Origin of the sequence: Streptomyces sp. NPDC006879 (assembly GCF_042869595.1) — a bacterium.
Lineage (GTDB): Bacteria > Actinomycetota > Actinomycetes > Streptomycetales > Streptomycetaceae > Streptomyces.
Map to the genome: position 1 here is coordinate 32,551 of NZ_JBIAGC010000001.1, position 12,957 is coordinate 45,507.

The 12,957-nt window shown below is 68.9% G+C and carries 12 protein-coding genes and 2 tRNA genes; 13 read left to right on the forward strand and 1 reads right to left on the reverse strand.

Features of this window, described 5'->3' with window-relative positions; genetic code table 11:
* The first annotated feature begins 97 nt into the window (after window positions 1-97).
* From ACFYMC_RS00150 to ACFYMC_RS00165, 4 genes are all read left to right on the forward strand, one after another.
* Entirely contained in the window at window positions 98-490 is a 393-nt protein-coding gene (locus tag ACFYMC_RS00150) for a hypothetical protein (RefSeq protein ID WP_388516396.1), read from the forward strand.
* A 109-nt stretch (window positions 491-599) separates the two neighbouring features.
* On the forward strand, window positions 600-1,883 hold the full coding sequence (locus ACFYMC_RS00155; RefSeq protein ID WP_388516399.1) for a glutamate-5-semialdehyde dehydrogenase: 1,284 nt from the start codon (window positions 600-602) through the stop codon (window positions 1,881-1,883).
* A gap of 97 nt (window positions 1,884-1,980) precedes the next feature.
* Window positions 1,981-2,595 (forward strand): hypothetical protein, encoded by a 615-nt coding sequence (locus ACFYMC_RS00160; protein ID WP_388516402.1) that lies wholly within the window; start codon window positions 1,981-1,983, stop codon window positions 2,593-2,595.
* A 149-nt stretch (window positions 2,596-2,744) separates the two neighbouring features.
* The gene (locus ACFYMC_RS00165) at window positions 2,745-3,863 is read left to right on the forward strand and encodes a hypothetical protein (RefSeq protein WP_388516405.1); all 1,119 of its coding nucleotides are present in this window, start codon (window positions 2,745-2,747) and stop codon (window positions 3,861-3,863) included.
* Here ACFYMC_RS00165 and ACFYMC_RS00170 read toward each other — a convergent pair.
* Complete coding sequence (locus tag ACFYMC_RS00170) at window positions 3,820-4,872, reverse strand: M48 family metallopeptidase (protein WP_388516408.1); 1,053 nt, start codon at window positions 4,870-4,872, stop codon at window positions 3,820-3,822. The two genes, ACFYMC_RS00165 and ACFYMC_RS00170, sit on opposite strands and share 44 nt — an antisense overlap.
* A gap of 136 nt (window positions 4,873-5,008) precedes the next feature.
* Between ACFYMC_RS00170 and ACFYMC_RS00175 the strand changes: the two genes are divergently transcribed.
* From ACFYMC_RS00175 to leuS, 9 genes are all read left to right on the forward strand, one after another.
* The gene (locus ACFYMC_RS00175; protein WP_388516411.1) at window positions 5,009-5,173 is read left to right on the forward strand and encodes a hypothetical protein; all 165 of its coding nucleotides are present in this window, start codon (window positions 5,009-5,011) and stop codon (window positions 5,171-5,173) included.
* A 53-nt stretch (window positions 5,174-5,226) separates the two neighbouring features.
* Window positions 5,227-5,844 (forward strand): nicotinate-nucleotide adenylyltransferase, encoded by a 618-nt coding sequence (gene nadD / locus ACFYMC_RS00180; RefSeq protein ID WP_388516414.1) that lies wholly within the window; start codon window positions 5,227-5,229, stop codon window positions 5,842-5,844.
* Window positions 5,845-5,885: 41 nt separating this feature from the next.
* Complete coding sequence (locus ACFYMC_RS00185; RefSeq protein WP_388517027.1) at window positions 5,886-7,610, forward strand: LCP family protein; 1,725 nt, start codon at window positions 5,886-5,888, stop codon at window positions 7,608-7,610.
* A 117-nt stretch (window positions 7,611-7,727) separates the two neighbouring features.
* Window positions 7,728-8,171 (forward strand): ribosome silencing factor, encoded by a 444-nt coding sequence (rsfS, locus tag ACFYMC_RS00190; protein ID WP_388516417.1) that lies wholly within the window; start codon window positions 7,728-7,730, stop codon window positions 8,169-8,171.
* Window positions 8,168-8,821: a histidine phosphatase family protein gene (locus tag ACFYMC_RS00195; protein WP_388517030.1), complete on the forward strand. Its 654-nt coding sequence runs from the start codon at window positions 8,168-8,170 to the stop codon at window positions 8,819-8,821. Before rsfS ends, ACFYMC_RS00195 begins: the two co-directional genes overlap by 4 nt.
* Before the next feature lie 116 nt (window positions 8,822-8,937).
* A tRNA-Ala gene (locus ACFYMC_RS00200) sits at window positions 8,938-9,010 on the forward strand.
* Between the two features lie 212 nt (window positions 9,011-9,222).
* Window positions 9,223-9,456, forward strand: coding sequence for a hypothetical protein (locus ACFYMC_RS00205; RefSeq protein WP_388516420.1), 234 nt, complete (start codon window positions 9,223-9,225; stop codon window positions 9,454-9,456).
* Window positions 9,457-9,639: 183 nt separating this feature from the next.
* A tRNA-Ala gene (locus ACFYMC_RS00210) sits at window positions 9,640-9,712 on the forward strand.
* Window positions 9,713-9,971: 259 nt separating this feature from the next.
* Entirely contained in the window at window positions 9,972-12,842 is a 2,871-nt protein-coding gene (gene leuS / locus ACFYMC_RS00215) for a leucine--tRNA ligase (protein WP_388516423.1), read from the forward strand.
* Window positions 12,843-12,957 lie beyond the last annotated feature (115 nt).

The following is a 12,957-nucleotide window of genomic DNA, read 5'->3' on the forward strand; positions in this document are numbered from 1 at the left end:
CCACACAGGGACTGACCGTTCGATCAGGAGGCCGCCGGTGAGACGAGCGCGCCCGGGGGCAACCCCCCGTGGGACGGCCGAGCGTGCGCTGTCCAGCGTGAGCGTGACGGACACTGCGACAGTCGGGGTCCGTGCCGCGGCGGCCGAGGAGTCCCGGCTGTGGCACATCACCTTGAGCGTGTCCGGCGAGCGGACCCCGCTCGTCGAGATCAGGCGGGGGCTGGAACAGCTCGCACACGACCACCCCTTCCTGCTCACCAGCAGGTACGCCGAGGACCACGCGGAGATCCGCTACTGGGAGGAGGCGCGGGACCTGCACGACGCGGCGGCCGTTGCCCTGCGTCTGTGGGGCGAGCACCGGCAGACGGCCAAGTTGCCGCCCTGGGAGATCGTCGGCCTTGAGGTCATCGACCGGGCCACCTACCACCTGCGGATCGCCGAGGGCTACGGCCCGCCCCCGGCCAGCCCGGTCGGCGTCCACCCGTACTGACCGGGCCGGTGCGGGCCGCGTCCCGCGGGCGCCGGAGAGCGCCGGCCCGGGTGTCTCGCGAGACGGAACCCTGGACCGGGCCGGGGTGGCTGGGGACTACCCTGCACCCATGACCTCGCTCTCCTCCGCCGACGCGACCTCCCCCGTCCTTGCCACCGCGCGACGCGCCCGAACCGCCGCGGCCGGGATCGCCCCCCTGCCCCGCTCCGTGAAGGACGCGGCGCTCCGGGCGATCGCCGACGCCCTGGAGACCCGGACGGCCGAGATCGTCGAGGCCAACGCCGTGGATGTCGCGAAGGCGCGGGAGACCGACACCAGCGAGACCGTCATCGACCGGTTGACCCTCACGCCGCAGCGGGTCGCGGCGATCGCCGCCGATGTCCGCGCAGTGGCTGCCCTGCCGGACCCGGTCGGCGAAGTGGTTCGTGGGTCCACTCTGCCCAACGGCATCGACCTGAGACAGGTCCGCGTGCCGCTGGGCGTCGTCGGGATCATCTACGAAGCCCGGCCGGGCGTCACCGTGGATGCCGCCGCGCTCTGCCTCAAGTCCGGTAACGCCGTCCTGCTGCGCGGTTCCTCCTCCGCCCACGCCTCGAACACAGCCCTGGTGGCCGTCCTGCGCGAGGCCGTCGAGGCTGCCGGGCTGCCCGCGGACACCGTCCAACTGGTGCCGGGCGAGTCCCGGGACTCGGTGCGCGATCTGATGCGGGCTCGTGGACTGGTCGACGTGCTTATCCCGCGGGGTGGCGCCTCGCTGATCCGCACCGTGGTGGAAGAGTCCACCGTCCCGGTCATCGAGACCGGTACGGGCAACTGCCACGTCTACGTGGACGCGCAGGCCGACCTGACCATGGCTGTGGACATCCTCATCAATTCCAAGGCGCAGCGCCCCAGTGTCTGCAACGCCGCCGAGACCCTGCTGGTGCACGCAGACGTCGCGGATGCCTTCCTCCCGCTCGCACTGGAAGCGCTCGCCGAAGCCGGCGTGACCGTGCACGGTGACGCCCGTGTGCTGGCCGCGGCCGAGGCCACCAAGGTCACCGCGGTGCCCGCCACCGACGAGGACTGGGCTGCCGAGTACCTGTCGTACGACATCGCCGCCGGTGTCGTCGACTCGCTGCAAGACGCGGTCGAGCACATCCGCCGTTGGACCTCCGGTCACACCGAGGCCATCGTGACCACCTCACAGGCTGCCGCTCGCCGCTTCACCCAACTGGTCGACTCGACCACGGTTGCCGTCAACGCGTCCACCAGGTTCACGGACGGTGGCCAGTTCGGGTTCGGTGCGGAGATCGGAATCTCCACCCAGAAGCTGCACGCACGCGGTCCCATGGGGCTTCCCGAGCTGACCTCGACCAAGTACATCGTCACCGGCGACGGTCACGTTCGGTAACCATTCGTCTTCGTCGACGCGACGAAGGGTGCGAAGGGAGGGGGCTGATTTGCCGCAGTCCCTGCCCAAAGCCCCCTCTCGGCACTACGCTGGGCTCGTGCCGGACGACGTGGGGGGCAAGGCGTTCCAGGACGACTGGGAGCCCGACGACGACCGCGGAGGCGCGGAAGAGGACTTCGCCTCCGTGGTGTTCGACGAGGACTTCGTCCGCGGCGCCCGATTCCTTGAACCATCAGCCGCCGAGCGGCAGCTCGCCTCCGCCCAGGCGTGGGCGGAGGCAGCCGAGGCCGAAGCGGCCCGATCGGCGGCGGCGTTCTCCTCGGGGGTGGGTCCCGAGGACGAGTACTTCGACGGGGGACACCGGCCTCGCGGCCACGGTGCCGCCGGTCCGGAAGCCTACGAGTTCGGAGCCGGCGAGGGTTGTGGCCCGTACGGGATCTACGGTGGCGCGCTGCGCCCCTACCGTGGGCAGGGTCGCTGGCACCGGTCGGTGGCCTGGGTGCTTGCCATCATCATGGGTGTCGGCATGGTCGCCCTCGCCTTCACCGCGGTCTACCGGGCTTCTGAGGACCGTGGCGACCAGGCGCCGCCGCCCGCCACCACCGGCGTGGACGCCGGAGCGGAGGCAGGGCAGGGCGGTACTCCGGCCCGGCCGACGGCCTTCGCGGAGCCCTTCGCACCGGCCCTGCCGGGAGCCCCGGCTCAGCCGTGACCGGCCGCGTGCTGATGGGCGTGTGGGCTCTCCGGCGTGAAACTGCACCGAAGAATGACCCGGGCGCGTTTAGGGGCACCTGAGGAAACCAACCCTGAAGGTGTGAACCCCTCTCCGTGGAGGGTGCTTCTCATTGGGCGGGAGAAGCCATGGCGGCACCAGGAGATCCACCCGACGGGACATCCGAGGGCGCAGCGACGCCGGGCGACGACGAGTACCGCTCGGTGGTCTTCGACGAGTCCTTCGTCAAAGCTGCCCGACTTCAGGAGTTCTCAGCTCAGGAGCGCATGGGCGAGCACACCCGAGCGGTGCGCAGTCGTCCGGTATGGGCCGCCGGCCGGCCCACCACCAGCCCGACGGCCCGCAGCTCGCGAGGCGGTCTGCTTCTCGTCCTCCTGATCGCCCTCGCCTTCGGAGCCCTGGTCTGGACCGGGTTGCGGCACCCGTACGCACCCCCGCCTGTCCGGCGCGCCGAACCGCTCGACGCCACGGTGGTTCCGCTCGCCGCCGCAGCAGTGCCCGGTGGGACGCCCGCCGACTTGTTCCGAGCCGGTCCGGCAGCCGAATTCCGGGCGGGCGCGGCCGGGATCTCCCTGCCGCCGGCGCGGCGTACGGAGCACTTCACCGCCACCCAGGTGGCCACCGCGCTGTCCACGGCCAAGGACTACCTGGTGCAGTCGGGCCTTGAACCGCGGGCGCTCAGCGGCACCCCCTCACGGAACCTCCGCCTGCTGATCGATCCGGACCAGCAGGAGCAGTACGACCGGAGCTTGACCGCCCCCGCTGCGGCCGGGTCGCAGCCGGCCACCGGATGGTTGGTCCGCTTCGATCCGAGGACCACCGAACTCGCCGATCCCCTGGTGCGGGTCCAGGGCACGCTGTCCTACGCCGAAGTCGAACCCGGCGCTCTGGAAGTGACCACCGACCACGTGTTCGTCTATGCGGTGCGCCCCATGGGACGGGATGCGTCCAACTCCTCAGCCTCCCTCTTCACGGTCCGCCGCGAGCTGCGGCTGCGCTTTGACCGAGACGATGTACAGGCGCGCCGGACCGAGGTGCGCTCGGCCTTCGTCCAGGCGGGCCCGCACGCCTGCGGCAAGGAAGCTGGAAGCTGGTTCCGTCCGCTGCTCGCCGGCGAGGGCGTCACCGCCGACCGCGCCGAGACCAGTGACCCCTATGCGGTCGGCAGCGGCCACGGCACGGCCGGATTCTGCGGTGCCCTCGCTAGCTCTGCTGCGAATCCGAGCCCTTCCCCGACGACCCCGTGAACTTCTCCCGGAGCTTGCCCCCGAGGTCGCCGGCCCCACCGGCGATGTCACCGACGAGCTTCATCAGGGGATCGCTGCTGGTGCGCACCGAGTCGGCGTAGTGCGAAGCCGATTGGCGGAAGGACTCCGTCACCGAGGTGTCCTTGTCCTCCTCGCGCCGTGGATAGTGCCCGTCCATGATCCGCTGGTAGTCGCGGCTCTGCGCCCACTTCTTGAGCTCGGCGGCCCGCACCGTGGTGAAGGGGTGGGTCCGAGGCAGCACGTTGAGGATCTTCAGTACGGAATCGCGGAGGTCGCCGCTGGATTCGTACTCCTCCGCCTGGGCGAGGAAGGCGTCGACGTTCATCTCGTGGAGGTGGTTGCCACCGGCGATCTTCATCAGGCCGCGCATCGAAGCCTGTATGTCCTGTCCCACGAGGAGGCCGGCCCGGTCCGCGGACAGTTCGGACTTGCGGAACCACTCCCGCAGTGCCGTCACGATCGACATGATCGCGACATTCCCCAGCGGGATCCACGCCACCCGCAGCGCCAGGTTCGTCAGGAACAGCAGGATCGTCCGGTACACGGCGTGGCCGGACAGCGCGTGCCCCACCTCGTGACCGACAACGGCGCGCATCTCCTCTTCGTCGAGCAGTTCGACCAGCCCGGTGGTCACCACGATGATCGGCTCGTCCAGGCCGATACACATCGCATTGGGACTCGGATCCTGCTGGACGTACATCTGCGGGACCCTCTCCAGGTCCAGGATGTCGCAGGCGTCCCGCAGCATGGTGTGCAGGTGGGCGAACTGGGCCTCGCTCACCCGTACGGAGTTCGAGAGGAAGAGCAGCCGCAGACTGCGCTCGGGCAGTAGCCCGCTCAGCGCCTTGAACACGGTGTCGAATCCGCTCAGCTTGCGCAGGGCCACCAGCGCCGAACGGTCCGCCGGATGCTCGTACGCCCGGGACGAGATGCCCGGGAACCTCCTGCGGTTACGCTCGGGCAAGCCGTCTCGATCTGTGTCCGTCATGGTCCTCCCCCGCCTTTCGTGAGCCGTGTCGTTACGACAACGCATGAGTCGGCGTGAGCGTGCCCGCACCGCCCGCATACGATGTGCCCGACGGTTTCCCGACGACGGTCTCCCGACACCGATAGGTACCTGCCTGATGAGCCTCATGACTACCGCCCACGACTTGGTCACCCTCGCCTCCGAGGGCGGCGAGCACGGTGGCAACCACGACAGCCTGAGCCCGTACCTGACCGGCGGCGGCGCCCTCCTCGCCCTGCTGCTCCTGCTGTGGATCACCACCCGTCTCAACCGCGACCGCTGAGTCCGGGGACGCCGAGATCAGCCCGCAGCGCCGGGCCAGTAGGCTCTGCACGCATGGGAGAGCAGGAAGTGCCTACCGGTCCGGTTAAGCGCCGCATCGGCGTGATGGGCGGGACGTTCGACCCGATCCATCACGGACATCTGGTGGCCGCCAGTGAGGTGGCCGCTCATTTCCACCTCGACGAGGTGGTGTTCGTGCCGACCGGGCAGCCGTGGCAGAAGGCCCACAAGGAGGTCTCCCCTGCCGAGGACCGCTATCTGATGACGGTCATCGCGACTGCCTCCAACCCGCAGTTCTCGGTCAGCCGGATCGAGATCGACCGGGGCGGGCCCACGTACACCATCGACACCCTCCGGGACCTGAGGGCGATACACCGCGATGCGGACCTCTTCTTCATCACCGGCGCCGACGCCCTCTCCCAGATCCTGACGTGGCGCGACGGCGAGGAACTCTTCTCGCTCGCCCACTTCATCGGAGTCACCCGCCCCGGTCACGTCCTCACCGACGCCGGGCTGCCCGAGGGCGGCGTCTCCCTGGTCGAGGTGCCGGCCCTCGCGATCTCGTCCACGGACTGCCGGGGGCGGGTCGCGGTGGGCGATCCGGTCTGGTACCTGGTGCCCGACGGCGTCGTGCGCTACATCGACAAGTGTTCGCTGTACCGGGGCAACTGAGGTTCCACAAGAGAGGGGCACCGGTGGACGAGCGAGGAAACCTGTACCCGCAGCAAGGTCCGTACGACCCGTACGCCGCGCCCGAGCAGCAACTCATCGGCTACGACGCCTACGGGCAACCCGTGTACGGACCGGTACCCGTGCAGAGCCACGACCCCTATCAGCAGGCGGCGCAGCAGCCGCAGGCCGGGTACGGCTACGACGCCTACGGCCAGCCGCAGCAGGCACCGCCACCACAGCAGGGCTACGGCCAGGGACATCCGCAGCAGGAGTACGGCCAGGCCACCGGCTCCTACGATGCCTACTCCCCGGACTCCTACGCCCACCAGGCCTCCACCGGCACATACCCGCAGGTCCCGCAGCAGACCCAGCAGCAGTGGATCCCCCAGCAGCAGGCACCCGAGCACTCCGGCTATCACCCGCAGGAGGAAGCTCAGCCCGAGCCGGCCCCGGAACCGACCGAGGCGGAGGCGACCGGCTCGCTGCCGGGCCAGCGCAAACCCACCCCGGACTACCGCACCGAGCAGTTCTCCTTCCTGGAGGAGCCCGACGAGGGCGCCGAGGACGTCATCGACTGGCTCAAGTTCACCGAAAGCCGCAGCGAACGGCGGGAAGAGGCGCGACGTCGCGGTCGCAACCGCGTGGTCGCGTTGATCGTGGTGCTCGCCCTGTTCGTCATCGGTGGCCTGGGCTACCTCTTCCTGACCGACCGGTTGCCCGGACTCGGCGGTGAGACCGAGGGCAAGAGCGCGACGGCAGGCGGACCACAGAAGCGGGCCATGATCGTCGTGCACCTGCACCACACCAAGGCGGGCGGCACCTCCACCGCGCTGCTCGTGGACAATGCCACCGCCCAACAGGGCGCCACCGTCCTGCTGCCCAACTCCCTGCGGGTCACGGGGGAGGACGGCGAGGTCACCACCCTTGGCAAGTCAGTGGGCGAGGACGGCCTGGCCGGTACCAGGGAGTCGCTGGACACACTGCTGGGTACGGAGATCGGCGGCACCTGGCGGCTCGACACCCCGTACCTGGAGAACCTGGTCGAAATGGTGGGCGGCATCGAAGTCGACACCGACGTCGCCGTTCCCGAGGACCGCAAGGCCAAGCGGCCCGGCGTCCCGAAGGGCGAGAAGCAGACCCTCAACGGTTCGATGGCGGTCGCCTACGCCACCTACCGGGCTTCCGGCGAACCCGAGACCAAGCAGTTGGACCGGTTCGGTCGGGTCATGTACGGAGTGCTCCGGAAGCTGCCCGATGACCCGAAGTCCATGACGGTCACGATTGAGACCCTCGCCCAGATCCTCGATCCCTCCCTGACGGAGAAGGACCTCGGGGCTTCACTGGCCAAGCTCGCCGAGCACGCCAAGGTCGGGGACTACCGCACCGAAGCGCTCCCGGTCGAGGACGGCGCCCTCACGGAGGCGGCCACCGGCGGTTTGGTCAAGGACCTGCTCGGCGGAGCGGTGAAGAATCCGGAGCCGGGCGCGGCGGTCCGGGTCGGGCTCAAGGACGCCAGTGGTGACGAGAAGGCGGCCAGCCACGCCCGTGCGGCCCTGCTCAATGGTGGCTACACCTTCGTCGACGGAGGCAAGGCGACTGCTGCGGCCAGCACGCGAATCACCTACGCGGACGACGCCCAGCGCGAGCGAGCCGTGGATGTGGCGAAGACGCTGGGGCTCCCGGAGAGTGCCGTGGGCAAGGCTGCCGGAGGGCTGAACGCCGAGGTCACAGTGGTCCTGGGCCAGGACTACGAGGTGCCCCGGTAGCTGGCCAGGGGCCCCCGTCCCGGGGTCCTTGGCCGCCCGGCGGACAAATGCGCGAGCGGGACCGGCGGTACGTGAGACCCTGGAGGTGATCTGCCACCCGACCCGAAAGCATGGCTAGTGACCGCCACCGACCGCTCCATCGAGCTCATCAACGCCGCCGCACAGGCGGCTGCCGACCGGCTCGCGCACGACATCATCGCCTACGACGTCAGCGACGTGCTCTCCATCACCGACGCCTTCCTGCTGGCCTCGGCCCCCAACGACCGTCAGGTCAAGTCGATCGTCGACGAGATCGAGGAGCGCCTGCTCAAGGAACTCGGCGCTAAGCCGGTGCGCCGCGAGGGGGACCGGGACGCCCGCTGGATCCTGCTCGACTACGTGGACATCGTCGTGCACGTCCAGCACAGCGAAGAGCGGGTGTTCTACGCGCTGGAGCGACTGTGGAAGGACTGCCCCGAGCTGCCGCTTCCCGAGGACGCGATCCAGACGCGCGGCAAGGCCGAGGAACACGCCAAGCTGCGTGCGGCAGCGGGTGAGGACGAGTTGGACGGTGAGTTCTGAGCGCCGCCCGGAGCGGCACCAGCCGCAAGATCATTCTGTGGCGGCACGGCCAGACCGCGTGGAACCTGGAACGACGATTCCAAGGCTCGACCGACATCGAGCTCACCGGGACCGGAGTGGCCCAGGCCCGTCGGGCCGCCCGGTTGCTCGCCTCGCTACAGCCGGCTGCCATCGTCTCCTCCGACTTGCGGCGGGCCGCCGCGACGGCCGCCGAGCTGGCCGCCATCACGGGGCTGCCGGTCGAGCACGACGCTGACTTGCGTGAGACCTACGCAGGCGAATGGCAGGGGCTCACCCATGAGGAGATCCTCGCGAAGTACGGCGAGCAGTACGCGGCGTGGAAGCGCGGCGAGCCGGTACGCCGCGGCGGTGGGGAACTGGAAACCGAAGTCGCCGACCGTGCCGCCCCGGTAGTGCTGCGCCACGCGGCGCGACTCGGCGAGAGCGGCACCCTGGTGGTGGTGAGCCACGGCGGTACCATCCGCACCACCATCGGGCGGCTCCTCGGCCTGCAACCGCACGATTGGGAGGGTTTGGGCGGCCTGTCTAATTGCTGCTGGTCGGTGCTCGGTGAAGGAGCCCGCGGCTGGCGGCTGCTGGAGCACAATGCGGGCACTCTGCCCGTACCGGTGCTCGGTGACGACGACTGAGGAACCGGCGGAGGACCTCGCCGGCCCTGATTTCACTTTCCGGCTGATCGCAGGCTAGAGTTCTTCTTGTTCGCAACGCGGAGCGCAGGGAACTGCGGGAAGCGCAAGCGGAGAGCGGGGCTATAGCTCAGTTGGTAGAGCGCCTGCATGGCATGCAGGAGGTCAGGAGTTCAATTCTCCTTAGCTCCACATTCGAAGAATCCCGTCCCCAACAGGGGGCGGGATTCTTGGCGTTGGCTCGCGTGGAGGGGGGCGTGCCCAATGCGCCGCCCCCCGCCCATCGGGTGGCAACCAGCGGGGTCGACTGCACGGTCGCGGCTGACCTGCCACAGCAGGTCATGGCAGAATCGGACAGCCGGAGGGGGAGACGACGGCCCGAACAGGGAGGGAGTCGCTGACGCATGGGTGCACACCGGCGGCGGTGCGATTGGTGCGACAGCGGCACGCCGATCGTTCGGGACATGGATCCGGTCAATCCCGACTACCAGTACTGGTGCGAAGAATGCGCGCGGGCGTTGATCATAAAAGGCGACCCGATCGAGACCTACCGTGAGCTTGAGGGAGAGCCGATCTACGGCCGGCTCCTTGACGAGCACTGCACGCTCAAACGCTTCTACTCCTTCGCCCGGGCCTGACCCCTTCCCCTTCCAGGCGCTGCGTGTCAGTCCTCCTGCCCCGGGTTCGGGCTGGTGCGGGGGCTGGAAGCCCGTGGTGCAGCGCGATTTTGGGAGCGGGCGCATCAGCGTGTAATGTTTGGGACGTCGCCGGGGGAACCGGCCAGCGAGACTGGCCAGGGAAGACCGGGGGCATCCAGGCAAGGGGCTATAGCTCAGTTGGTAGAGCGCCTGCATGGCATGCAGGAGGTCAGGAGTTCAATTCTCCTTAGCTCCACAGTGAGTAGGTGGGCCATCCGATTCGGATGGCCCACTTCTCGTTGTGCGGTCGTCCGTGCAGTCGTCATCGGCGCTGCGGTACCCTGACGCCATGCGTGCCGTACGCCTTCTGCTTACCGAGCCGCGCTGAACAGCACCGACCGGTCCACATGGACGGACCTGGTCGGACTCGGCGCGGCGCCCCCTCCTGTGCGAGGGGCTTTTTCGTTTGAGCGCGGAAACCGACGGCAGAGACGATCGATGGAGCTTCCAGAATCATGAGCGAGACGAATTCCCCGGCGCCCGAGGCGGCCGAGGCGCACCGTTACACGGCTGCCGTGGCCGCCGACATCGAGGCACGCTGGCAGGACGCCTGGGACGCGGCGGGCACGTACGAGGCGCCCAACCCCAAGGGCGACCTGGCCGGGGACCCGCAGCTGGTCGCCAAGCCCAAGAAGTTCATCATGGACATGTTCCCGTACCCCTCGGGTGCGGGGCTCCACGTCGGCCACCCCCTGGGGTACATCGCAACGGACGTCTACGCCCGTCACCAGCGGATGTCCGGCCACAACGTGCTGCACACACTGGGGTTCGACGCCTTCGGCCTGCCCGCCGAGCAGTACGCCGTGCAGACCGGCACCCATCCGCGGGTGTCCACCGAGGCGAACATCGAGAACATGAAGGCGCAGCTGCGCCGGCTGGGACTGGGCCACGACAAGCGCCGTTCCTTCGCGACCATCGACCCGGACTACTACAAGTGGACCCAGTGGATCTTCCTGCAGATCTACAACTCCTGGTACGACGGCGAGGCGAAGCGCGCGCGTCCGATCGACGAGCTGGTGGCCTCCTTCGCCGACGGCTCCCGTGAGGTGCCCGGTGGGAGGGCGTGGAACGACCTGAGCGCGGTGGAGCGCGCGGCGGTCCTGGGCGAGTACCGCCTCGCGTACGCCTCCGACGCGCCCGTGAACTGGTGCCCGGGGCTTGGCACCGTGCTGGCCAACGAGGAAGTCACCGCCGACGGCCGGTCCGAGCGCGGCAACTTCCCCGTCTTCAAGGCGCGGCTGAGCCAGTGGAACATGCGCATCACCGCCTACGCCGACCGCCTGCTTGACGACCTGGACGCCCTGGACTGGCCCGAGGCCATCAAACTCCAGCAGCGCAACTGGATCGGACGCAGTGAGGGTGCCCGTGTCGACTTCGCGGTCGGCGAGGGAGAGGCCATCACCGTCTTCACCACCCGCCCCGACACGCTGTTCGGCGCGACGTACATGGTGTTGGCGCCCGAGCACGACCTGGTCGACTCGATCATCCCCGCCCAGTGGCCGCAGGGCACGCACGACGTGTGGACCGGTGGCCACGCCACCCCGGCAGACGCGGTGGCCTCCTACCGGGCCTTCTCCGCCGCCAAGTCCGACGTGGAGCGGCAGGCGGACGCCAAGGAGAAGACCGGCGTCTTCACCGGTGCCTACGCGGTGAACCCGGTCAGTGGCGAGCCGGTACCGGTCTTCATCGCGGACTACGTGCTGATGGGCTACGGAACTGGCGCCATCATGGCCGTGCCGGCCCACGACAGCCGTGACTTCGCTTTCGCGCGGGCCTTCGAACTGCCGATGCGCTGCGTGGTCGCCCCCTCGGACGACCGGGGCACCGACCCGACAAGCTGGGAAGACGCCTTCGTCTCCGGCGACGCGAAGCTGGTCGACTCGGCTGGCCCCGGAGTCATTCTCGACGGCCTGAGCGTTCCGGAGGCCAAGGCCGCCATCACCGAGTGGCTGATGCAGCAGGGCGTCGGGGAGGGCACGGTCAACTTCCGTCTGCGTGACTGGTTGTTCAGCCGCCAGCGGTACTGGGGCGAGCCCTTCCCGATCGTCTATGACGAGGACGGGGTCGCCCACGCTCTGCCGGAGTCGATGCTGCCGCTGGAACTGCCGGAGGTGGAGGACTACTCGCCGCGCACCTTCGAGCCCGACGACGCCGACTCCAAGCCGGAGACGCCCCTCTCGCGCCGCGAGGACTGGGTCAACGTCGAGTTGGACCTCGGTGACGGTCTGAAGACTTACCGTCGAGAGACCAACACGATGCCCAACTGGGCTGGTTCCTGCTGGTACGAGCTGCGCTATCTGGATCCGCACAACGCGGACCGCCTCGTCGACCCCGAGATCGAGCGGTACTGGATGGGTCCGCGCGAGGGGCAGCCGCACGGCGGCGTCGACCTGTACGTCGGCGGGGCCGAACACGCGGTACTGCACCTGCTGTACGCGCGCTTCTGGTCCAAGGTGCTCTTCGACCTGGGGCACGTCTCCTCGGCCGAACCGTTCCACAAGCTGTTCAACCAGGGCATGATCCAGGCCTACGCCTACACCGACGCACGCGGCGTGTACGTCCCGGCGGCGGAGGTGGAGGAACGCGAGGGCGCCTACTTCCACCAGGGAGAGCCGGTTCGTCGCGAACACGGCAAGATGGGCAAGTCCCTGAAGAACGCGGTCACCCCGGACGAGATCTGCCAGGAGTACGGGGCCGACACGTTGCGCCTGTACGAGATGGCGATGGGCCCCCTGGACGTCTCGCGCCCCTGGGACACCCGGGCCGTGGTGGGCCAGTACCGGCTGCTCCAGCGAATGTGGCGCAACATCGTCGACGAGGAGACGGGCGCCGTCACCGTGGTCGACGCCGAGCCGGGCGAGGACACCCTGCGTGCCCTCCACAAGGCGATCGACAGCGTCGCGGGCGACCTGACCGGCCTCCGTTTCAACACGGCCATCGCCAAGATCACGGAGTTGAACAACTTCCTGACCAAGGCCGGCAAGCCCCTGGAGCGTTCGGTCGCGGAACGGCTGGTCCTGCTGATCGCGCCCCTGGCCCCGCACATCGCCGAGGAGCTGTGGCACCGTCTGGGGCACGCCGAGTCAGTGGTCCACCAGGACTTCCCGGTGGCCGATCCGGCTTATGTCGTCGACGAAGCCGTCACCTGTGTGGTGCAGATCAAGGGCAAGGTGCGGGCACGTCTGGAGGTGTCCCCGTCGATCGCCGAGGACGAGCTGGAGAAGCTGGCCCTCGCCGACGCGGCCGTGGTGGCCGCACTGAGCGGCGCAGACATTCGCAAGGTGATCGTGCGGGCACCGAAGCTGGTCAACATCGTTCCCGCATAACTGCACCATCCAGGTGCTTCACGGGGGTGAGGGTTTCCCCGTACGGGCAGGTTGGGGGTTCCTTTGGAACCTCTAGCCTGCCCGCTCCGTTTACGGTGGGAGTAGGAAGCAGCTG